Origin of the sequence: Nonomuraea sp. B10E15 (assembly GCF_039871615.1) — a bacterium.
Classification (GTDB): domain Bacteria; phylum Actinomycetota; class Actinomycetes; order Streptosporangiales; family Streptosporangiaceae; genus Nonomuraea.
In genome coordinates this window covers 1,527,989-1,548,034 of the sequence record NZ_JBDPMB010000001.1, presented here as the reverse complement: position 1 = coordinate 1,548,034, position 20,046 = coordinate 1,527,989, and the positions used below count along the sequence as shown (strand labels likewise).

At 72.5% G+C, this 20,046-nt stretch carries 21 protein-coding genes and 1 riboswitch; of the genes, 3 read left to right on the top strand and 18 right to left on the bottom strand.

The genetic code is table 11. From position 1 onward, the window contains the following. Positions 1-25 precede the first annotated feature (25 nt). Together ABGB14_RS07175 and ABGB14_RS07170 are read right to left on the bottom strand one after the other, a co-directional pair. Positions 26-1,123, bottom strand: a complete 1,098-nt coding sequence (locus ABGB14_RS07175; RefSeq protein ID WP_347642735.1) for an aminopeptidase P family protein — start codon at positions 1,121-1,123, stop codon at positions 26-28. Between the two features lie 57 nt (positions 1,124-1,180). Next, the gene (locus ABGB14_RS07170; RefSeq protein WP_347642734.1) at positions 1,181-2,851 is read right to left on the bottom strand and encodes a serine/threonine-protein kinase; all 1,671 of its coding nucleotides are present in this window, start codon (positions 2,849-2,851) and stop codon (positions 1,181-1,183) included. 136 nt (positions 2,852-2,987) lie between these two features. Here ABGB14_RS07170 and ABGB14_RS07165 point away from each other — a divergent pair, with 136 nt between their 5' ends. Together ABGB14_RS07165 and ABGB14_RS07160 are read left to right on the top strand one after the other, a co-directional pair. Then, complete coding sequence (locus ABGB14_RS07165) at positions 2,988-3,593, top strand: hypothetical protein (RefSeq protein ID WP_347642733.1); 606 nt, start codon at positions 2,988-2,990, stop codon at positions 3,591-3,593. Continuing rightward, entirely contained in the window at positions 3,593-3,802 is a 210-nt protein-coding gene (locus ABGB14_RS07160) for a helix-turn-helix transcriptional regulator (protein ID WP_132330971.1), read from the top strand. The genes ABGB14_RS07165 and ABGB14_RS07160 overlap by 1 nt, the downstream gene beginning before the upstream one ends. 87 nt (positions 3,803-3,889) lie before the next feature. On the opposite strand, the gene ABGB14_RS07155 is transcribed toward ABGB14_RS07160, so the two are convergent. Together ABGB14_RS07155 and ABGB14_RS07150 are read right to left on the bottom strand one after the other, a co-directional pair. Then, a complete protein-coding gene (locus tag ABGB14_RS07155) occupies positions 3,890-5,179 on the bottom strand; it encodes a dicarboxylate/amino acid:cation symporter (RefSeq protein WP_347642732.1) in 1,290 nt (429 codons plus the stop codon). 211 nt (positions 5,180-5,390) lie between these two features. Continuing rightward, the gene (locus ABGB14_RS07150) at positions 5,391-6,431 is read right to left on the bottom strand and encodes an LLM class F420-dependent oxidoreductase (protein ID WP_347642731.1); all 1,041 of its coding nucleotides are present in this window, start codon (positions 6,429-6,431) and stop codon (positions 5,391-5,393) included. A gap of 92 nt (positions 6,432-6,523) precedes the next feature. On the opposite strand from ABGB14_RS07150, the gene ABGB14_RS07145 reads away from it, so the two are divergent. After that, positions 6,524-7,411, top strand: a complete 888-nt coding sequence (locus tag ABGB14_RS07145) for an endonuclease/exonuclease/phosphatase family protein (protein WP_347642730.1) — start codon at positions 6,524-6,526, stop codon at positions 7,409-7,411. On the opposite strand, the gene ABGB14_RS07140 is transcribed toward ABGB14_RS07145, so the two are convergent. The 14 genes from ABGB14_RS07140 to ABGB14_RS07075 all read right to left on the bottom strand — a co-directional run bounded on the left by ABGB14_RS07140 (position 7,397) and on the right by ABGB14_RS07075 (position 20,004). Further along, the gene (locus ABGB14_RS07140; RefSeq protein WP_347642729.1) at positions 7,397-7,963 is read right to left on the bottom strand and encodes a nucleotidyltransferase family protein; all 567 of its coding nucleotides are present in this window, start codon (positions 7,961-7,963) and stop codon (positions 7,397-7,399) included. The two genes, ABGB14_RS07145 and ABGB14_RS07140, sit on opposite strands and share 15 nt — an antisense overlap. Beyond that, positions 7,960-9,063 carry an XdhC/CoxI family protein gene (locus ABGB14_RS07135; RefSeq protein WP_347642728.1) on the bottom strand — a complete coding sequence of 368 codons (1,104 nt, stop codon included), beginning with the start codon at positions 9,061-9,063 and terminating at the stop codon, positions 7,960-7,962. The genes ABGB14_RS07140 and ABGB14_RS07135 overlap by 4 nt, the downstream gene beginning before the upstream one ends. Continuing rightward, positions 9,056-10,138, bottom strand: coding sequence for a VWA domain-containing protein (locus ABGB14_RS07130; protein ID WP_347642727.1), 1,083 nt, complete (start codon positions 10,136-10,138; stop codon positions 9,056-9,058). The genes ABGB14_RS07135 and ABGB14_RS07130 overlap by 8 nt, the downstream gene beginning before the upstream one ends. After that, positions 10,131-10,997, bottom strand: a complete 867-nt coding sequence (locus ABGB14_RS07125; protein ID WP_347642726.1) for a MoxR family ATPase — start codon at positions 10,995-10,997, stop codon at positions 10,131-10,133. Before ABGB14_RS07125 ends, ABGB14_RS07130 begins: the two co-directional genes overlap by 8 nt. Positions 10,998-11,064: 67 nt before the next feature. After that, on the bottom strand, positions 11,065-11,511 hold the full coding sequence (locus ABGB14_RS07120; protein WP_347642725.1) for a PH domain-containing protein: 447 nt from the start codon (positions 11,509-11,511) through the stop codon (positions 11,065-11,067). A gap of 19 nt (positions 11,512-11,530) precedes the next feature. Next, positions 11,531-11,998, bottom strand: a complete 468-nt coding sequence (gene ribH / locus ABGB14_RS07115) for a 6,7-dimethyl-8-ribityllumazine synthase (RefSeq protein ID WP_347642724.1) — start codon at positions 11,996-11,998, stop codon at positions 11,531-11,533. Continuing rightward, on the bottom strand, positions 11,995-13,224 hold the full coding sequence (locus ABGB14_RS07110) for a bifunctional 3,4-dihydroxy-2-butanone-4-phosphate synthase/GTP cyclohydrolase II (RefSeq protein WP_347642723.1): 1,230 nt from the start codon (positions 13,222-13,224) through the stop codon (positions 11,995-11,997). Before ABGB14_RS07110 ends, ribH begins: the two co-directional genes overlap by 4 nt. Then, the gene (locus tag ABGB14_RS07105) at positions 13,221-13,880 is read right to left on the bottom strand and encodes a nicotinamide mononucleotide transporter family protein (RefSeq protein ID WP_347642722.1); all 660 of its coding nucleotides are present in this window, start codon (positions 13,878-13,880) and stop codon (positions 13,221-13,223) included. Before ABGB14_RS07105 ends, ABGB14_RS07110 begins: the two co-directional genes overlap by 4 nt. Beyond that, positions 13,877-14,467 carry a riboflavin synthase gene (locus tag ABGB14_RS07100; RefSeq protein ID WP_347642721.1) on the bottom strand — a complete coding sequence of 197 codons (591 nt, stop codon included), beginning with the start codon at positions 14,465-14,467 and terminating at the stop codon, positions 13,877-13,879. Before ABGB14_RS07100 ends, ABGB14_RS07105 begins: the two co-directional genes overlap by 4 nt. After that, a complete protein-coding gene (gene ribD, locus ABGB14_RS07095; RefSeq protein WP_347642720.1) occupies positions 14,467-15,585 on the bottom strand; it encodes a bifunctional diaminohydroxyphosphoribosylaminopyrimidine deaminase/5-amino-6-(5-phosphoribosylamino)uracil reductase RibD in 1,119 nt (372 codons plus the stop codon). Before ribD ends, ABGB14_RS07100 begins: the two co-directional genes overlap by 1 nt. 106 nt (positions 15,586-15,691) lie before the next feature. Further along, positions 15,692-15,822: riboswitch (FMN riboswitch) on the bottom strand. An 89-nt stretch (positions 15,823-15,911) separates the two neighbouring features. Then, positions 15,912-16,721, bottom strand: coding sequence for an oxygenase MpaB family protein (locus ABGB14_RS07090; RefSeq protein ID WP_347642719.1), 810 nt, complete (start codon positions 16,719-16,721; stop codon positions 15,912-15,914). A 35-nt stretch (positions 16,722-16,756) separates the two neighbouring features. Continuing rightward, positions 16,757-17,419, bottom strand: coding sequence for a ribulose-phosphate 3-epimerase (gene rpe / locus ABGB14_RS07085; protein WP_347642718.1), 663 nt, complete (start codon positions 17,417-17,419; stop codon positions 16,757-16,759). Between the two features lie 11 nt (positions 17,420-17,430). Beyond that, positions 17,431-18,408, bottom strand: a complete 978-nt coding sequence (locus tag ABGB14_RS07080; RefSeq protein WP_347642717.1) for a phosphatase PAP2 family protein — start codon at positions 18,406-18,408, stop codon at positions 17,431-17,433. Positions 18,409-18,513: 105 nt separating this feature from the next. After that, entirely contained in the window at positions 18,514-20,004 is a 1,491-nt protein-coding gene (locus tag ABGB14_RS07075) for a transcription antitermination factor NusB (protein ID WP_347642716.1), read from the bottom strand. Between the last annotated feature and the right edge of the window lie 42 nt (positions 20,005-20,046).

Sequence of the window (20,046 nt, the reverse complement as noted above, 5' to 3'; positions counted from 1 at the left end):
TCGTTCTCTCCCGCGTGTGGCCGCTCTAAAGGACGAGCAGCTCCTTGGTCGTCTTGGTGAAAAGCTCCGGCCCGCCCTCGCGTGTCACAAGCGTGTCCTCAATGCGAACGCCGCCCCGGCCCGGGAGGTAGACCCCGGGCTCGACGGTGATCGGAACTCGATCCTCTAGTCTACCGGTCCGAGAGGGACCCAGGAACGGCTCCTCATGGATCTGCAGCCCGACTCCGTGGCCGAGACCGTGCCGGAAGTGCTCTGCGTGACCGGCGTCGGCGATCACGGAGCGGGCGGCGGCGTCCACGTCGCCGGCCGGCGCTCCGGGGGCGAGGGCGTGCCTGCCCGCCCGCTGCGCCGCGACGACCAGGTCGTACAGCTCGCGTTGCCAGGCGGCGGGCGGGCCGAGGCAGACCGTTCTCGTCATGTCGGCGTGGTAACCGCGGTAGCGGGCGCCGAAGTCCATGGTGACCAGGTCGCCGGCGCGCAGCTCCCTGCCGGTGGGAGCGTGGTGGGGGATCGCGCCGTTCTCGCCGGCCGCGACGATCGTGTCGAACGCGGGCCTGTCGGCGCCCAGCTCGGTCATGCGGTTGTCGAGCAGGCGGGCCAGGTCACGCTCGGTCATGCCGGGGGCGATGCGCTGCCGGACGTCGTCGAACGCCTGGTCGGTGAGCTCGCAGGCGGTGCGCAGGAGCGCCAGCTCCGCGTCGTCCTTGACCGTCCGCAGCCCCTCCGCCACCGGTCCCAGCGGGACCAGCGCCTCGCCCGGCCGGTGACCCGGCCGGTGACCCAGGTGGTGACCCAGGTGGTGACCCAGGTGGTGATAGGTGGCCACGCTCATGCTCGCCGCCTCGATGCCGGTCCTGGGCTCTTCCAGGACGCTCGCCAGCGCGCCCGCCACGTCGGCCGCCTCGACCGCCGGCACGTCGAGGGCGCGTGCCACGTCGATGTAGCGGTTGTCGGTGGCCAGCAGCGCCGAGCCGTCGGCCCTGACCAGCACGGCCGCGTTGGAGCTGGCCAGCCCGGTCAGGTAGCGGACGTTCTCGGGCGCGGTGACCAGCAGGGCCTGGACCTCGTGGGCGGGCAGCAGCCCGGCGAGCCGCTCCCGGCGAGCCGCGTAGTCGAAGGTCATTTCGCCAATTTACGCGCTATGTCCCTCATATCACGATTGCCCGCCCTGTCGCGGCGGTCAGCGGCTCGGCAGGCGCCACTCCCCCATGAACTCGACCAGCGGCCCTCCCGGCACCATGCGACCCTTCTCCTGCGCGCGCATCAAGTCGCGGTAGACCCCGCCCACGTGGTTGAGTGCCGGACCGGCGTGGCCCTCGTCGAACTTCCTGCCCGCCTTCCTGATCTTCTCGCGGGCCTTCGCCGCGACGCCGGGATCGATCCCGCCCATGGCCTGCTGGGCGTTCAGCGCCTCGTCGAACGCCTGCAGCCACCTGCCCCATCCGCCCGGAGGGATGGTCTCCCCCAGCGTGGCCTTGGGCGGCACCGTCCCGAGCAGGGTGGTCGGTCCGGTGTCGAGCGTGGTCACGATGCCGGGGGTCGGGTCGCTGGAGGGCGTCTCGAACGGCGTCTCGGCCGGCGCCTCGATCGAGGTGCTGGGCGAAGGGGAAGGCGTGGACACGGCGGCCTGCCGCGCCCCCGACGCCGCCCACACCACCATGACGACGGTCACGACCGCGATGATCGCCACGGCCGCGCCGAGCTGGACGAACAGCTTGCGGTTGGCGGCGCCGGGCTCCGGCCCCAGATCGCCCGCCTGATAGATCGCGGTGTCACCGGCTCTGGGGACGGCGCGCAGGTAGACCTCGGTCGCCCCACCGCCGGGAGCCCCGGCGGGGGCGCCGGTCCTGGGAGGGGCGGCCGGGTTGGCGCGCGGCCTGGCGATGGCCGCCAGCGCCCGCCGGATGGACTCGCCGCCGGCGGGCCGCCTGGCAGGGTCCTCGGCGAGCATGGCCAGCACCAGCCGGTCCAGTTCGGCGGGCACGTCCGGCCGGTGCGCGCTGGGCGGCACGACCCCGCCCCCGCGCGCTCCCGCACCGCCGGGAGCGCCTCCGCCGCCAGGCGCGCCGGTGGCCTGGTCGCCGGCCGCGGGCCCGCCGTCGCCGTCCTGGGCGGCGGCAGACCCGGACGAATCGGCATCAGCGGACGAGAACGACCCGGTGGCGGCAGAGGCGGACGGGCGGGTGGCGGCAGAGGCGACCGAGCCGGGGGCAGCTGAGCCGGCCGGGTCGAGGGCGGCGGGCGGGTGGCCGCAGAGCAACTCGTAGCAGACCGCACCGAGCGCGTACAGGTCACCGGGAGCCTGCGCCGCCTGGCCGGCGACCCGCTCGGGCGCCACGTACCGCTGGTCGCGGACGGGCGGCTCCTTGTCGTGCATCCCGAACCCGACGGCCTTGAGCACGCCGCTCCCGGCCCGGCGGAAGCTGTCCGGGTCCACCTGGCCGTGCACGACGCCGGCCCGGTGCGCGGCGTCCAGCCCGGCCGCGGCCTGCCCGATCAGGTCGCAGACCTCCACGATCGGCAGGGGGCCCCGGGCGGCCAGCTCCTCGCCCAGGCTGAGCCCGGTGAGGAACTCCATCACGAGGAACGGAGCGCCGTCCTCGTCGCCGACGTCGAGCACCATGGCCACGTTGGGGTGGATGACCCGCGCCGCGGCCTGCGCGTGCTGCCTGAGCACCTCTCTCGTGGCGGACCCCGCCGCCTTGGCGCCGAGGACCTTGACGGCCACGACCCAGTCGGCCCGCGTGTCGTACCCCTGCCACACCTCACCCATCGGCCCGCTGCCGATGCGCTCGTCGAGCCGGTACCGGTCAGCGACCAAGGACGGCGCGCGCTCCGTCGCGTCGGACATATCCCCGCCAATAGCTTGAACATCAGTATTTCGACCAACCATAGAGCCACGGAGACTCCGCCGCCCCGCCATCGCCCCGGACGGCGGGCTTCTCACCGCCTTGACGTAACGAAAGTCGTTATTTACGTTTATCGTTATGCCAACCCGATGGATCACCCGGCTCGAGACCCTGCTGACCTTCGCCTTCGTCCTCGGCTGCCTGGCCGCCCTGGCCGCGCTCGCCGCCAACGTGGCGATCGCCTTCATCGGCGCGCCCAAGGGGATCTCCATCCCCCTCCGCGTGTTCGACGTGCCCACCTCGGGCATGGTCCCGGCCGGAGTCGCGATCGACGGCGTCAGCGCCGAGGCGATGGTCCGGCCGCAGGACGCCTCGCCGGTCGCGGGCCTGTTCTACCTGCTGATGTGGGCGCCAGGAGTGGCCATGGGCCTCCTCGCGCTGTTCACGCTCATCCGGGCACTGCGCAGGGCCAGGGCGGGCGACAGGGCGCTGTTCTCCGCCACGACGGCCGATCTCCTGCGCGGGATCGGCTGGATCGTCATCGCGGGTTCGCTCGCGTCGGCCGCGCTCGGGATGGTGGCGGAGGCCGCCCTGGCCGCCATGCTGCTGACCGAGAGCTATGCGTTCTACCCGCCGTCGAGCACGTTGCTCTGGGCCGTCGTCGCGGGCTTCGCCGCGCTGGGCGTGTCGGAGATCGTACGGCGGGGCCTGGCCCTGCTCGAAGAGGTCGAGGCCACGGTCTGATGGGCGAACCGGTCGTCAGGGTGCGCCTCGACGAACTGCTCAAGGAGCGCGGCATGACGCTCACCGAGTTGTCGCACCGCGTGGAGATCACCGTGGTCAACCTGTCCATCTTGAAGAACGGCCACGCCAAGGCGATCCGCTTCTCCACGCTGGCGCGGCTGTGCCAGGCGCTCGGGTGCCAGCCGGGCGACCTGCTGACGTACGAATGACCCGAACGGCCGGCCGCGCTCCGCGCCGAACAGCGCCCCGAACGGGCCTGGCGGGAAGCCGACGGCTTCCCGCCAGGGCAAGCCTGCTCAGGCCGTGGCCGGTTCGGGCGCGCGGGGCGCGGGCCCAGCGGGGGCGGTGTCGAGCGGCTGCGGCGGCGCGTTGAAGACGGCCTCGTCGAGGCGGCCTTCCGAGCGGGCCACCAGGACCGGCACCACCATCTGGCCGGTGACGTTGGTCGCGGTGCGGATCATGTCGAGGATCGGGTCGATCGCCAGCAGCAGGCCGACGCCCTCGAGCGGCAGCCCGAGCGTGCTCAGCGTGAGCGTCAGCATGACGATCGCGCCGGTCAGTCCGGCCGTCGCGGCGGATCCGACCACCGAGACGAACGCGATCAGCAGGTAGTCGCCCACCCCGAGCGGCACGCCGAACACCTGGGCCACGAAGATCGCCGCCAGGGCCGGATAGACCGAGGCGCAGCCGTCCATCTTGGTGGTAGCGCCGAAGGGCACGGCGAAGGAGGCGTAGCCGCCGTCCACGCCGTTGCGCTCGATGGTGACCTTCTGGGTCAGGGGCAGCGTGCCGACGGAGGAACGCGAGACGAAGGCCAGCTCGATCGCGGGCCAGGCGTTGCGGAAGAACTGGATCGGGTTGACCTTGCCCCACACCGCCAGCAGCGTCGGGTAGACGGCCAGCAGCACGATGAAGCAGCCGACGTAGACGCCGACGCTGAACTTGGCGAGCGGCGCGAGCAGGTCCCAGCCGTACGTGGAGACGGCCTTGCCGATCAGGCCGGCCGTGCCGAGAGGGGCCAGGCGGATGACCCACCACAGCGCCTTCTGCACCAGCTCCAGCACGGACCGGCCGAGGTTCAGGAACGGCTCGGCCTTCTCTCCGACGGCCAGGGCCGCCGCGCCGAGCACGACCCCCAGGAAGACGATCTGGAGGACGTTCACCTCGGTGAAGGCGGTGACGACGTTCGTCGGGACGACGCCGGTGACGAAGTCGAGCCAGCTGCCGGAGCTCTCCGGCGCCTTGGCCGCTCCGGTGTCGAGGGTGACGCCCTGGCCGGGGTTGATGACCAGGCCGAGCCCGATCGCGAACGCCACCGACACGAGCGCGGTGAGGAGGAACCAGAGCAGCGTCTTGGACGCGAGCCTGGCCGCCCCGCTGACGTTGCGCAGGTTGGCCACGCTGACCAGCACGGCGGTGAAGACCAGGGGCGGGACGGCGAGCTTGAGCAGCTGGACGAAGATCGCGCCGACCTGGGTCAGCGTCTCGGCGAGCCAGGTCACGTCCCAGATCCTGGCGACGAACCCGAGCGCGACGCCGGCCACGAGGCCGAACAGCAACTGCAGGGAGAAGGACAATCTCTTCACGGGGGAGCTCCGAGGTTTCGCGGCATGCCGAAGGGCAGGCCCAGGGGTGAAGGGTCGTGGGCGGAGCGATCAGAGACAGAGAGAGCCGCGCGTCCGGCACAGGTCGATGTGCAGCCGGCCGACCAGGCGCACGAGCACGACAGAGAACCTCACAAAGCCGGTTAACTACCCTGTATTTATGGATATTCCCCAGTGAGTGTGTTTTAGCCCACTATTCGGCGATCTCCTTGATCGTTTCGATGAGGCGTACGCGCTCCTCGTGCGTCCTGCCGAGCGGCGTCACGTTGAGCGTGGTCACGCCCGAGTCCTTCAGCGCCCGCACCCGGTCGCGCACGAACCCCTCGCTGCCGACCAGAGACATGTTCTCCAGCAACTCGGTGGGCACCAGCGCGGCGGCGGCGTCCTTCTGGCCCTCCAGGTAGAGGTCCTGGATCTGCTCGGCCTCCTTCTCGTAGCCGTAGCGCCGTGCCAGGTCGTTGTAGAAGTTCTTCCCCTTGGCGCCCATGCCGCCGATGTAGAGCGCCGCCATCGGCCGGCCGAACTCCAGCAGCCCCGCCACGTCGTCGCCGATCGCCAGCGACGCCTGCGCGATCACGTCCAGCTCGCCCAGCTCCGGGTCGCGCCCGGCCTTGCCCGCCGCCAGCGAAGGACCCCACACGTCCGCGGCCTTCTCGGGGTAGTAGAAGATCGGCTCCCAGCCCTCGGCCAGCTCGGCGGCCAGCTCGACGTTCTTGGGGCCGATGGCGGCGACCACGATCGGGATGCGGGAGCGTACCGGATGGTTGATCAGCTTCAGCGCCTTGCCCAGGCCCGTACCCTGGCCGGGCGGCAGGGGCAGCGTGTAGTGCCTGCCGTCGTGCTCCAGGCGCTCGCGCCGCCACACCTTCCGGCAGATCTCGATGACCTCCCGTGTACGGCCCAGCGGCGCGGTGTACGGCACCCCGTGGAAGCCCTCGATCACCTGCGGCCCCGAGGCCCCCAGGCCGAGCGTGAAGCGCCCGTCGGAGACGTAGTCGAGGCCCGCGGCCGTCATGGCCAGCAGCGCCGGCGTGCGGGAGTAGATCGGCAGGATGCCGGAGGCGATCTCCAGCCGCTCGGTCCTGGCCGCGATGTAGCCCATCTGGCTGACCGCGTCGAAGGAGTAGGCCTCGGCCACGAACACGATGTCCAGGCCCGCCTTCTCGTAGTCGGACAACTCTTCCACCGACTCCTTGAAGCCACCCGAGTAGTTGAGTGCCATACCGATGCGCATGCCGGGCTCCCGCTGACCGAATGTTGTTCCGTTCGAGTGGGAACAGGCTATCGTGTCGGCTGTTCGGAGCGGGAGCCACTACTCTGGATCAGATGCTGAGCCGGATCGTCGTCATCGTCTCGGCCGCGGTGGCCATGACTCTGGCGGGGCATGGGCTGATCCCGGCGCTGGGCGGGTTCACCCCCGTTCTGGAGAGCCTGCTGCCCTGGATGGGCTGGTCCGTTCCCGTGCTGCTCGCGGCCGCCACGATGGCACGTTCCAGGGCCGCCGCCGCCGCGGCGCTGGTGCCCGGGATCGTGTGGGCGGCGATGTTCGGGTCCACGCTGCTGCGCACGCCGCCGGGCGGCCCCAGCGACCTGGCCGTCGGCACGATCAACGTCGGCGTCACCAACAACGCCTCGGGCGAGGCCGTGCGGCAGGTCGCCAAGGACCTCGACCTGCTCGCCGCCCAGGAGCTGACCCGCGGCGGGCCCGCGGCCAAGCAGCTCAACAAGATGTTCCGCTACCGCTATCCGGTCAGCACGGTCGGCCTGTGGAGCCGCTACCCGATCACCAAGAGCAGGCCGCTCGACGTCGGCATGGGCTGGCCGCGGGCGCTGCGCGCCGTGATCTCCACGCCCAAGGGCAAGGTGACCGTCTACGTCATGCACCTGGCCTCCGCCCGGCCCGGGCACACCACCTCGCGCGACGCCTCGCTCGCGCAGGCGCGCAGGCTCATCGACGCCGACTCCAGCAAGCGCATCCTGCTGCTCGGCGACCTCAACACCGCCACCACCGACCGGGGCATGCGCGGGCTCACGCCGCCGCTGACCGACGCCCAGTCCGCGGCCGGCGACGGGTTCGGCTTCACCTGGCCGTCGGAGTTCCCCGTCACCAGGCCCGACCACATCCTCTACAAAGGCATGACGGCCACCAGGGCGGGCGTGGCCCCCGCGACCGGCAGCGACCACCGCGCGGCCGTGGCCTCACTCCGCCTCTAGCAGGCGCAGGTCCTCCGGCGTGTCGATGTCGGCGGGGTCGCCGTGGCCGTCGCACGGCACCTCGGTGACCAGCTCGGGACGTGCCTTGATGTACGCCCGCGCGCCGACGTCCCCCTCGGCCAGCTCCGCCACCCCGGCGAAGTGCTCGCGGCCGATCAGCACGGGATTCCTGCGCCGGCCACCGTAGGTCGCCACCGCCAGCCCCGCGCCGGACGCGATCAGCGCGCGCACCGCGCCAGGACGGATCAGCGGCTGGTCGACCAGCGCCACCACCACGGACTCCGCCTCCTCGGGCAGCGCGGCCAGCCCCGCCCGCAGGGACGAGCCCATGCCGGACGCCCAGCCGGGGTTGCGCACGGTCACCGCACCCCGAACCTGCACGGTGGCCGCGCCGAGCACCACCACGACGGGATGGCAGCCGCCCTCCTCCAGCAGCCGCACACCCCGGTCGACCAGCCGCTCGCCGGCATATTCCACCAGTGCCTTCGGCGTGCCCAGCCGGGAGCCCCGCCCGGCGGCCAGCAGCAGCCCCGCCACCCCGCCGGATCTCATGGGCCCTCGTGGTGGATGCGGCCCCGCGTGGTGGACAGCGGGGCGCCCGAGCCGCCCCACCGCAACTGGATCAGCTCGGCGGCGATGGCCACGGCCGTCTCCTCGGGGGTGCGCGCGCCCAGGTCGAGACCGATGGGCGAGCGCAGCCGGGCCAGCTCGTCCTCGGTGAGTCCGGACTCGCGCAGGCGCGCGAGCCGGTCGTCGTGGGTGCGGCGCGAGCCCATGGCGCCCACGTAGCCGGCGCGGGTGCGCAACGCCACCTCCAGCAGCGGCACGTCGAACTTCGGGTCGTGGGTGAGCACGCAGATCGCCGTGCGCTCGTCCACCTCCACGGAGGCCAGGTAGTCGTGCGGCCACTTGACCACCACCTCGTCGGCGTCGGGGAACCGCTTGGCGGTGGCGAAGATCGGCCGGGCGTCGCAGACCGTGACGTGGTAGCCGAGGAACTTGCCCACCCTGGCCACGGCCGCGGCGAAGTCGATGGCCCCGAACACCAGCATCCGCGGCGGCGGCGCGAACGACTGGACGAACACCGCCAGGTCGTCCAGCCGGCGCTCCCCCTGGCCGCCGTAGTGCCTGATGCCGGTCAGGCCCTGGGCGAGCATGCCGCGGGCGTCGTCGTCCACGGCCTCGTCGAGACGCTCCAGGCCGAGGCTGCCCGACGAGCGGTCAGGCCAGACGACCCGGCGGGCGCCGACCTGGCCGGGGCCGGAGACGATGGTGGCCACGGCGACCGGCCGGCGCTCCTCGACGGCCGCGGAGATCTCCTCCAGCTCGGGGAACGTCTCCCGCGAGACGGGCTCGACGAAGACGTCGATGATGCCGCCGCACGTGAGCCCGACGGCGAACGCGTCGTCGTCGCTGACGCCGTACCGCTGCATGACCGGCCGGCCGGTCTCCGTGACCAGCTCCGTGGCCAGCTCGAACACAGCCCCCTCGACACAGCCGCCGGACACGCTGCCGGCCACCTCCTCGCCGCGCACCGCCATGGCCGCGCCGGGCGGCCGTGGCGCGCTGCTGAACGTGCTGACCACGGTCGCCAGCCCGAACCGGTGCCCGGACCTCCACCACTCCATGATCTCCGGCAGCACGTCACGCATGGGCGAGCCTTTCGCTGAGTTGCTCGTAGGCGGCCAGGCTGTGCCCGGCCACCAGGTCGTCGAGATGCGGCAGCGCGGCCCGCATGCCGCCGGTGAGCGGCTGGTAGTCCGCGTATCCCTTGTGCGGGTTGACCCAGATCACGCGGTGGGCCTGCCGGGCCAGCCTGGCCATCTGGGCGCCGAGCAGCGCGGGATCGCCGCGTTCCCACCCGTCGGAGGCGATCACCGCGATCGTCCCCCTGGCGCTGTAACGGGCCAGGTATTCGCGGAGTTCCTCCCCCAGGCGGGTTCCTCCGCTCCAGTCGGGAATGGTCCTGGAGACCTCGTTCAGCGCCGTGCCCGGGTCGCGGTGGCGCAGCTCGGCGGTGATCGGGGTCAGCCGGGTGCCGACGGAATAGACCCTGGTGGCCCTGGGCTCGCTCCTGACCAGCGCGTGGGCGAAGCGGAGCAGGGTCTCGGCGTACGGGGCCATGGAGCCGCTGACGTCGACGAAGAGCACCACCGTACGCGGCCTGGTGGTGTGCCTGCGGTGCCTGAGCCGCGCCACGTCGCCCTTCCTGAGCGCGTCGCGGATGGTGCGCCGCTGGTCGAGCACGCCCCGGTGGGCGCTCTCGAACCGGCGCGAACGCCGCCGCGCCCGCCCGCCGCGCAGCAGGGAGAGCATCCGGTGCACCTCGGCCCGTTCGGCCTCCGTCAGCCGGGCCACGTCGCGGTGCCGCAGCACCTCCGCGCGGCTCGCGGTGGCCGGCGCCGCCGTCCCGTCGTCGCCGTCGGCGTCCTCTCCGCCGCTCTCGGCCTGCGCGGCGAGGTGCCGGGTCACGGTGGACGTGCTCGTACGGGCGGCACCCGCCCGCGCCCCGCCGAAGTAGGCGGCGAAGCACCGGTCGTATCGCGGCAGGTCGTCGGGCGTGACGCAGAGGGTGAGCCGCCCGGCCCAGTAGACCTCGCCCGGGTCGGTCACGTCGAGGTGGCCGAGCGCCCTGAGCAGGTTCTGGGTGCGTTCGTGGTCGGCCGCGACGCCGGCCGCGCGCAGCGTCCTGGCGAACCCCGTCATGGTGGCGGCCAGCTCATCCATGGGCGAGCAGCCCGTTCCCGAGCACGGTGGCGACGTCCTCGCGGTATTTCAGCGCCGCGCCCAGCGTGGCCGCGGCCCTGCCCGGATCGAGCTCCTTGGCGCCGAGCGTCAGCAGCGCCTCGGTCCAGTCGAGCGTCTCGGCCACGCCCGGCGGTTTGACCAGGTCGGCCTGGCGCAGCCGCCCGGCCGTCCGCGCCACCTGCCCGGCCAGCGTCTCGGTGCAGCCGGGCAGGCGGCGCAGCAGGATCGCGACCTCGCGGTCGAAGCTCGGATGCTCCAGCCAGTGGTAGAGGCAGCGCCGCTTGAGCGCGTCGTGCACCTCGCGCGTCCTGTTGGAGGTCACCACGACGACCGGAGGCGTCGCGGCCCTGACGGTGCCCAGCTCGGGGATGGAGATGGTGAAGTCGGAGAGCACCTCGAGCAGGAACGCCTCGAACTCGTCGTCGGCCCGGTCGATCTCGTCCACGAGCAGCACGCTCGGCTGCGTCTCCACGGCCTTCAGCAGCGGCCTGGCGATCAGGAACCGACGGTCGTAGATCTCCCCTTCGAGCCGGCTCACGTCGGTGATCCCGGCGGCCTCCGCGGCCTTGAGGTGGAGGAGCTGGCGAGCGAAGTCCCAGTCGTACAGGGCCTGGGCCGCGTCGAGCCCCTCATAACACTGGAGCCTGATGAGCGGCGCCTCCAGCAGCGCCGCGAGGGTCTTGGCCAGCTCGGTCTTCCCGACGCCCGCCTCCCCTTCGAGGAACAGCGGCCGCCCCATCCGCAGCGCGAGGAAGGCCGCCGTGGCCAGCCCTTCGTCGGCCAGGTAGGCGTGCCGGTCGAGGAGCTCGATCAACTTGTCCGGCGACTCGATGTCCATTGCCTTGATTGTCCGCCGTAGCACGCTTTCAGGCTACGCCGCCGCCGGGCGGGAACGGGAGCAGCGGCTATTCCTCGCGTGCCTCGCCGCGCTCGCGGATCAGGGCCGCCAGCTCGGCCGTGGCCCGGCGGGCGCGGGCCTTCTCCGAGCCCTGGATGCCCATGGCGCCGATCGTGCGCCCGTCGGAGAAGTCGATCCGCGGCCACGGGTCGCCCACGAGGAGCGTGACGTCGAGGATCTCCGGCCAGCTGTAGCGGTGGGTGCGGACGGCGTTGACGATCGTGATGCCCTCCTCGTCGGCCTCCACCCGCACCCGCCCCAGCAGGTGCAGCACGTAGGCCACCGCGCAGCCGAACGCCACGATCGCCACCCGGTCGGGCAGCTTGAACGGCGCGGCGATGAGGACCGCCATGACCACCGCCCCCAGCACGATCAGCACGGCGAATCCGTAGGCGACGATCCTCGCCCGGCGTGGACGCCAGGTGATGGGCAGGGGCGGTGCGGGCTGTGACACGAAGGAAACCTACCGCACGCTAACGGAGGTCCCGGAGGAGGAGGGCGGTCTCGAGCGCGGCGACGGCCGACTCGTATCCCTTGTCCTCCTTGCTGCCCGGCAGGCCGGAACGATCAAGGGCCTGGTCGAGCGTCTCGCACGTGAGCACGCCGTTGCCGACCGGCGTCCGCTCGTCCAGCGAGATCCGGGTCAGCCCCGAGGTCACCGAGTCGCAGACGTAGTCGAAATGGGCGGTCTCTCCCTTGATGACCGCGCCCAGTGCCACGACGGCGTCGCAGCGGCGGGCCAGTGCCTGGGCCACCACCGGGATCTCCAGCGAGCCCGGCACCCGCACCACCGTCGCCACCGCGCCGCTGTCGTCGCACGCCTGCACGGCCCGCGCCACCAGCTGGTCGGTGATCGTGGCGTGCCAGCTCGCCGCCACCACCCCCACCGTCAGCCCGGACGCGTCCGGCGCCACCGCCCCTGGCCGTCCCTCACCGCTCATGACGCCTCCCCCGATGTCGTGGCGATGTCGTGGCCGAGCCGGTCGCGCTTGGCCAGGAGATAACGCTCGTTGTGGCGGTTCATGGCCACCGGCATGGGTTCGCGGCCGAGCACCTTGATGCCGTAGCCGTCCATGCCCTTGAGCTTGGCCGGGTTGTTGGTGAGCAGCCGCACCGACTTCACCCCCAGGTCGGCGAGGATCTGCGCCGCGTTGGAGAACTCGCGCGCGTCCACCGGCAACCCCAGCTCCACGTTGGCGTCGACGGTGTCACTGCCGTTGTCCTGCAGGCTGTACGCCCTGAGCTTGGCCAGCAGGCCGATGCCCCTGCCCTCGTGGCCGCGCAGGTAGACGACCACGCCGCGGCCCTCCTCCGCGATGGCCGCCATGGCATGGTCGAGCTGCACCCCGCAGTCGCAGCGCAGCGAGCCGAACACGTCGCCGGTCAGGCATTCGGAGTGGGCCCTGACCAGGACGTTCTCGCCGCCGGACAGGTCACCGTAGACGAGGGCCACGTGCTCGCCGCCGTCGAGCGCGCTGGCGTAGCCGTACGCCCGCCACATGCCGTGCGCGTTGGGCAGCCGCGTCTCGGCGACCCTGGTGACCATGCTCTCGGCGCGGCGGCGGTGGTCGGCGAGCTGCTCGATCGAGACCAGGGCCAGGTCGTGCTCGTCGGCGAAGCGGCGCAGCTGGGGCAGCCTGGCCATGGTGCCGTCCTCGTTGACGACCTCCGCCAGCGCGCCCGCCGCCGACAGCCCGGCCGCCCTGGCCAGGTCGACGGCCGCCTCGGTGTGGCCGCGCCTGGCCAGCACGCCGCCCTCGTGGTAGCGCAGCGGGAAGATGTGGCCCGGGCGTACGAGCTCGTCGGGCTCGGTGGCGGAGTCGGCGAGCGTGCGGATGGTCCGGGCCCGGTCGGCGGCGGAGATGCCCGTGGTGACGCCGTCGCGCGCGTCCACGGTGATCGTGTACGCGGTGCGCATGCGTTCGGTGTTGTGGAAGACCATGAGGGGCAGCCCGAGCCGGTCGAGCTCCTTGCCCTCCATGGCCACGCAGATCATGCCGCTGGTGTGCCGGATCGTGAACGTGCACAGGTCGGGCGTGGCCTTGGCGGCGGCGAAGATGAGGTCGCCTTCGTTCTCCCTGCTCTCGTCGTCGACGACCACGACGGGTTTGCCGGCGCGGATGTCCTCGATGGCGCGTTCGATGGGGTCGAGCTTGATGGTGTTCACTGCGCCACCGCCACCTGAAGCCGGGTCGTACGGGATTCGCGCAGCCATTTCACGAACCCGACGATGACCAGCACGAAGAACACGGCGTACACGTAGCCGGAGACCACGAGCCCCGAGTAGAACGCCACCGGCACCCCCACCAGGTCGACGGCCACCCACACGATCCAGAAGTCCACCAGTGCCCTGCCCTGGGCCCAGGTGGCCATCGCGCTGCCGACAAAGATGTAGGCGTCGGCCGCCACCAGGAAGGCGCCCTCGGGCAGCGGCACCGTGGCGCCCCACGACAGGCCCGTGACATAGAAGAGCAGGCCGACCGCGGCGGTGCCCAGCACCATGAAACCGATCAGGACGAGCCGTTCCCACCACCGCGCCGGGCGGATGGCCAGCTGCCTGCCGTTCTCGGTGCCGCGCCGCCAGGCCCACCACCCGTAGATCGCCAGGCCGGCGAACATCGCCTGCTTGAGCGCGTTGCCGGTGACGTGCGCGCTGATGGAGGCGATGAACAGCAACACCGAGCCGGTGAACTGGACCGGCCACGTCCACATCGACTTGCGGATGGCCAGCAGGACCGTCGACAGGGCGGCGATGTTGCCCACCAGGTCGGTCCACATCACATGCGTGCCGAACATCTCAAATCCGGCGTTGGCCCAGTTCACTTCCCGGTCACCAGCCTCTCCACATACTTGGCGATCACGTCGACCTCGATGTTCACCATGTCGCCCACCTGGCGGTCGCCCAGGGTGGTGAGCTTGAGCGTGGTCGGGATGAGGCTCACGCCGAAGCTTTCGTCGTCAACCGTCGTGACCGTCAGGCTGATTCCGTCGATGGCGATCGAGCCCTTCTCGGCGACGTAGCGGGCGAGCGGCTCCGGCAGCGAGAAGCGCACGTCGTCCCAGCTCTCACCGGGCTCCCTGGACAGCAGCGTGGCGGTGCCGTCCACGTGGCCCTGCACGATGTGGCCGCCCAGGCGCTGGTCGGCGCGTACGGAGCGCTCCAGGTTGACGGCGGAGCCCTCGATCAGCACGCCCAGGGAGCTGCGGTCGAGCGACTCCCTGATCACGTCGACGGTGAACACGTCGTCCTCGACCGTCACGACCGTGAGGCACACGCCGTTGACCGCGATGGAGTCGCCGTGCCGGGCGTCGGAGGTGACGAGCGGCCCGCGCACCGCCAGCAGGGCTCCGCCTCCCGACCGTTCGACGGCCACGACCTCGCCCTTCTCCTCAATGATTCCGGTGAACATCACTGCTCCCTGCCTAGTGGGTGGGCGGGCCGGGCGATCAACCGAAGATCCGGCCCGATGAGGGAAAAGTCATCAAAGGTCAGGCGGTGGATCTCGCCGATCGTGCCCGCCCCCGCCGCGCCGAGCGCCGCGCTCCCCGAGCCGAGCAGCGCGGGCGCCACATAGGCCAGCACCCGGTCGGCCAGGCCCTGCCTGACGAACGAGCCGGCCAGCGTGGGCCCGCCTTCCAGGAACACGCCGACCACCTCGCGCGCGGCCAGCTCCCGCAGGAGGGCGCGCAGGTCGAGGCCGTCCTCGTGGCGGGGCAGGCGCAGCAGGTCGGCTTTGAGGCCGGTGCGGGCGTCGTCGGCCACCGCGACGAGCGTGGGCGCCCGGTCGTCGAGCACCCTGGCGTGCTGGGGGGTGCGGCCCTCGGTGTCGATCACGACCCGCAGCGGCGCACGGACACCCTTGGCGGGGCCGTCGTCCCCGTCGTGTCCGGGTGGCCGGGCGGTGAGGCTGGGGTCGTCGGCCAGGACGGTGCCGATGCCGGCCACGATCGCGTCGGCGGCGGCGCGCATCCGGTGCACGTCGGCCCGCGCCTCGGGAGAGGTGATCCACTGGCTGGTGCCGTCTTCCGCGGCCGACCTGCCGTCGAGCGTCGCGGCGAACTTCCAGGTCACGTGGGAACGCCCGAGCCGCGCGTACGTGAGCCACTCCTCGTTCCCCCGCTCCGCCGCGCCGGCGAGCACCCCCGACGTCACGGGCACGCCCCGCGCCCGCAGCCGCGCGGCCCCGCCCGCCGCCTTCGGGTTGGGGTCGGTCACCGCGATCACCACCCGCGCGATGCCCGCGTCGAGCAGCGCCCGGCTGCACGGGCCCGTCCTGCCGGTGTGGTCGCAGGGCTCGAGGGTCACGTAGGCGGTGCCGCCGCGGGCCCGCTCTCCGGCCCGCGCCAGCGCGACGATCTCGGCGTGCGGCCCGCCGGCGTACGCGTGGAACCCCTCGCCCGCCACCTGGCCGGCCGCGTCGAGCACGACGCAGCCCACGACGGGGTTGGGGCTGGTCGTGCCGCGCCCGTGCCCGGCCAGCTCGATGGCGCGCGCCATGTGCGCGGCGTCCTGATCGGGAGTCTCCACCCGGGTCTCCTACTCGCCAGTAGCTCTTCGCCACGGCGGGCCCCGGGGGACGTGCGATGGTGCACCCGTGCACCACAGCAGGCGCCCGGCTGGGACACCGGACACCTCGCGCGCTTCCTCCCATCCGGACTTTAACCGTCGGTCCCGGAATTTCACCGGGTCAACCGGCCGATGGCATCGGCCGGGTCGCGGACTGTCACCGCCGGTTCGGAATTTCACCGACCCCGGAGCACGCTAGCTCTTCTCGCCTACCAGTCTGCCATGCCCCGATCCGGGCGCGCGACCACCCCGGGCAAAACGGCCAACCGACCGCTTGGTCAACGCCCTCAGGCCGCCATGATGCGGTGCGCGCGGCGGGCCGCCGGGCTGTGGAGCGGGTGCCCGGGGACCAGCCCGATCCCGGTGTGCAGGGTCCGCAGCGTGGCGGTCGCCCACAGGTCGCCGACCGGCGTGGCGGGCAACCCGTACAGCCGCCTCGCCCAGCGCGGCAGCGTGGCGAACGCGAGCAGCGTCAGCGCCGGCATCGCCGGCTTGAGCGGCGTGAGCAGGACCGGGAGCGGAGCGTTGAGCGACAGGCGCAGCGGGTGGGACGCCTCGGGGACGAAACGCAGCCCCGGCCGCTCGGCGTCGATGTAGGCACGCAGCTCCGCCACCGAGCCGGGCACCTCCTCCGCCCGCAACCCCACGACCTCGGCGGCCCGCCGCCACTCCGCCACGAACGTGTCGGCCTCGTCGTCCGTCAGCCGCACCCCCGCCCTGCGGGCGACCGACAGGTAGGAGTCGACCTCGCCGACGTGCACCCAGCGCAGCGCGTCGGGCTCGTCGAGGCGGAACGTGGCGCCGGTGTCAGGATCGTGGGCGGTCAGCTTGGCATGGATCTTGCGGACGCGGCGGCCGGCCCGCTCGACCTCCGCGCGGGTGCCGTACGTGCGCACGCGGACGAACTCGGTCGTGCGGACGAACCGCGACCAGGCTTCGTTCGGATCCATGAGCGCGGAATTCTGCAGCACCCCGCGCATCGCCCTCGGATGCAGCCCCTGCATCAGCAGGGCGCGAATGCCGCCCACCAGCAGAATCGGCTCGCCCATCACCCGCCACGTCACCGAGCGGGGCCCGAAGATGCCATGGTCGCCCATAAGTGGATAGTTACCCCGGCAACCGACATTTCATGTCACGAGGCGGCGCGCTCGGCGGCGGCCCTCAGCCCGTCGACGGCGGCCATGGGGTCGGACGCGCCGAAGACGGCGCTGCCCGCCACGAACACGTCGGCGCCCGCCTCGGCGCAGCGCTCGATGGTCTCGCCGGTCACCCCGCCGTCCACCTGCAGCCACACGCGCCCGCCGTGCTTGTCGACGAGCTCGCGCGCCCGCCGCAGCTTCGGCAGCACCACGTCGAGGAACTTCTGCCCGCCGAACCCCGGCTCGACGGTCATCAGCAGCAGCATGTCGACCTCGCCCAGCAGGTCTTCGAACGGCTCGACCGCCGTGGCCGGGTTGAGCGCGAGGCCCGCCCTGGCCCCGAGCGCGCGGATCTCGCGCAGCGTGCGGACCGGAGCCCGTGCCGCCTCCGCGTGGATGGTGACGCTGCCGGCGCCCGCCTCGGCGTACTGAGGCGCCCAGCGGTCGGGCTCGGCGATCATGAGGTGGCAGTCGAGCGGCTTGTCGGTCGCCTTGCGCAGCGACTCGACCACCGGCAGGCCCAGGGTGAGGTTGGGCACGAAGTGGTAGTCCATCACGTCGACGTGCAGCCAGTCGGCGTTGGGCACGGCGGCGGCCTCGTCGGCGAGCCTGGCGAAGTCGGCGGCGAGGATGCTGGGCGAGATCTGTACGGCCATGATGCGCCAGTCTATTGAACGGCCCGCGCCCGTCTCGCCGGGGCCATCAGCCCGAGCCTGATGAACAGCACCGGCGCTCCCAGCTGCACCCAGAGCGCCAGCAGCGCGTATCCGGCATACAGGACGGCGCCGGTCTGCGGCAGCTGCTCGCGCATGACGTAGAAGACGGACGCGGCGACGAACGTGCCGAGCAGCCAGCGGGCGACGCGCATGCCGAGCGGCCCGCCCGCCTCGAACCAGCCGATCCGGTGCATGATCGACGTACCCGCCAGCGTGCCGGCCAGCAGCCCGGCGAGGATGACGACCCGGTCGAGGTTCTCGGGGTCGATGGCGCCGGCCGGGCTCCACGCCGCGGGCGGCGACCAGCCGGCGTAGGGGGCGTTGACGAGCGCCGCCGCGCCGATCAGCCCGAACGACAGCGCCGCGGAGGCGGCCAGCTGCGCCCACAGCGCCTGCCGCCGCCACCACGCCGTCACGGGGCGTTCCAGCGTGATGACGAGCGCCAGCACGACCAGACCGAGCACCACTCCGGCCACGACGTCGGAGATGAAGTGCACGCCGAGGTAGACCCGGCTCAGGCACACCAGCCCGACGAGCCCGCCCGCCGCCCACCACGCCCACGAACCGCCCGACAGCGAGGCGAGCCGGCCCAGGCCGGCCGTGCCGCTCTGGGCGTGCCCCGACGGCAGCCCGAACGCCCCCTCCGGGGAGAGCGGGCGGACGCGGGCGTCGATCCAGTACGGCCTCGGCTGGTGCCAGGCGAGCTTGGCGAGCGCGTTCGTGGCGCCCGCCACCATCACCGTGAGCCCGAGGCGCAGGGCGAACGCGGGATTGACGCACCAGTAGAGCACGGGCAGGCACAACAGGTAGAAGGTGTCGGTGCCGAGGGCCGACACCAGCTTCATCACCGGCAGAACCCATTCGGGCCACTGCTGGAGCCCGACGATCGTCCCGAGCTCCGCCAGGTGCAACTCGTCCAGGAGATCCACCCTGCCCATCGTGTCCCATCCGCGCGCCGTCATGCCCGGCGCGCCGCTCGCGGCGGCGTGATTCGCGCCGTGCCGGCACGATCAGCCGGGCGGCGCGCCCAACGATCAGTGCCGCTTGCGCAGCAGGGCCAGGAACATGGCGTCGGTGCCGTGCCGGTGCGGCCAGAACTGGGCGTGCGGCCCCTCCCCCAGGCCTTCGACGCCCGGCAGGTAGGCGCGCGCGTCGAGCTGCTCGACGTCCTCCCTGCGGGCCGCGACGTCGCCGACCACGACCCGGGTCTCGGCCAGATGGGGAGAGCAGGTCACGTACGCCACGACGCCCCCGGGACGCACGGCGTCGAGCGCCGTGCCGAGCAGCCGCCGCTGCAGCTTGCCCAGGTCGCCGATGCCGGAGGGATCACGCCGCCAGCGCGCCTCAGGACGCCGCCGCAACGCGCCGAGCCCGGTGCAGGGCGCGTCGAGCATGACCCGGTCGAACACCCCCTGCCGCCAGGCCGGCTCCGTGCCGTCGGCGTTGACCACGCCGGCGTCCCTGGTGGTCTGCCAGACCAGCCGCGCCCGGTGGTACTGCAGGTCGGCGGCCAGCAGCCGGGCCCCTCCTGGAAAGGCGCCAGGGGCTCCGGCGTCGAGCCCGGCGAGGTCCCCGTGGACGGCGATGGCGTCCAGCAGCCCGGCCTTGCCGCCGGGCCCCGCGCACAGGTCGAGCCAGCGCTCCTCGCCCTCGCCCTCGACCGGTACCCGGGTCAGGGCGAGCGCCACCAGCTGGCTGGCTTCGTCCTGCACGGCGGCGCGCGTCTCGCCGACCGCCGCGATCTGGCCGGGATCGCCCTCAGGCAGGTAGGCCGCGTAGGGCGAGTAACGGGCCGGCGCGGCGCCCGCCTCCTCCAGCTCCGCCACCGAGCTGCGCCCCGGCCGGGCGACCAGCGTCACCAGCGGGCGGGCGTTGTCGGCCTCGAGCAGCTCGGTCACCTCGTCAGGGCCGCCCAGCGCGTCGCGGAACGCGGAGACGATCCACCGGGGATGTCCGTGAGCGACGGCGAGATGGCCGACCGGGTCGTCGGCCGGATCGGGGGCGACGATCGGCAGCCACTCCTCGACCGTCCTCGAGCCGACCTTGCGGAGCACCGCGTTGACGAACTTGGCCGCGCCCGCACCGATGCGCAGGCGTACGAGGTCGACGGTGGTGCCGACGGCCGCGTGCGGCGGGACGCGCATGCGCAGCAGCTGGTGCGCGCCGAGCCTGAGGGCGTCGAGCACGTCGGGATCGGGCGTGCGGTCACTGCACGTCTCGATGATCGCGTCGTAGGTGCCGAGGCCCCGCAGCGTGCCGTAGGCGAGCTCGGTGGCCAGCGCCGCGTCACGGCCCCTGATCCCGCGCTCGCGCAGCAGGCGCGGCAGCAGCAGGTTGGCGTACGCGTCGCGCTCGTCGACGGCGCGCACGACGTCGAAGGCCGCGTTGCGCGCCTGATCGCGCGCCGGCTTCCGCACCGATTTCTGCGCCGACTTCTGGGCCGACTTCTGCGCCGACTTCTGCGCCGACTTCTGGGGCCTGCGCGTACGGTTTCCGCCGGCCCCCTGGTGCCCCCTGCTCGTCATGCCCTCAAACTTTCCGCGCGGCCTGGCCGGCGCCGTGCCGGG

Bases quoted from the DNA above. Each gene is read 5' to 3' on its own strand.
- ABGB14_RS07175 (WP_347642735.1), bottom strand. From the start codon at position 1,123: ATGACCTTCGACTACGCGGCTCGCCGGGAGCGGCTCGCCGGGCTGCTG.
- ABGB14_RS07170 (WP_347642734.1), bottom strand. From the start codon at position 2,851: ATGTCCGACGCGACGGAGCGCGCGCCGTCCTTGGTCGCTGACCGGTAC.
- ABGB14_RS07165 (WP_347642733.1), top strand. From the start codon at position 2,988: ATGCCAACCCGATGGATCACCCGGCTCGAGACCCTGCTGACCTTCGCC.
- ABGB14_RS07160 (WP_132330971.1), top strand. From the start codon at position 3,593: ATGGGCGAACCGGTCGTCAGGGTGCGCCTCGACGAACTGCTCAAGGAG.
- ABGB14_RS07150 (WP_347642731.1), bottom strand. From the start codon at position 6,431: ATGCGCATCGGTATGGCACTCAACTACTCGGGTGGCTTCAAGGAGTCG.
- ABGB14_RS07145 (WP_347642730.1), top strand. From the start codon at position 6,524: ATGCTGAGCCGGATCGTCGTCATCGTCTCGGCCGCGGTGGCCATGACT.
- ABGB14_RS07140 (WP_347642729.1), bottom strand. From the start codon at position 7,963: ATGAGATCCGGCGGGGTGGCGGGGCTGCTGCTGGCCGCCGGGCGGGGC.
- ABGB14_RS07135 (WP_347642728.1), bottom strand. From the start codon at position 9,063: ATGCGTGACGTGCTGCCGGAGATCATGGAGTGGTGGAGGTCCGGGCAC.
- ABGB14_RS07130 (WP_347642727.1), bottom strand. From the start codon at position 10,138: ATGGATGAGCTGGCCGCCACCATGACGGGGTTCGCCAGGACGCTGCGC.
- ABGB14_RS07125 (WP_347642726.1), bottom strand. From the start codon at position 10,997: ATGGACATCGAGTCGCCGGACAAGTTGATCGAGCTCCTCGACCGGCAC.
- ribH (WP_347642724.1), bottom strand. From the start codon at position 11,998: ATGAGCGGTGAGGGACGGCCAGGGGCGGTGGCGCCGGACGCGTCCGGG.
- ABGB14_RS07100 (WP_347642721.1), bottom strand. From the start codon at position 14,467: ATGTTCACCGGAATCATTGAGGAGAAGGGCGAGGTCGTGGCCGTCGAA.
- ABGB14_RS07090 (WP_347642719.1), bottom strand. From the start codon at position 16,721: ATGGGCGACCATGGCATCTTCGGGCCCCGCTCGGTGACGTGGCGGGTG.
- rpe (WP_347642718.1), bottom strand. From the start codon at position 17,419: ATGGCCGTACAGATCTCGCCCAGCATCCTCGCCGCCGACTTCGCCAGG.
- ABGB14_RS07075 (WP_347642716.1), bottom strand. From the start codon at position 20,004: ATGACGAGCAGGGGGCACCAGGGGGCCGGCGGAAACCGTACGCGCAGG.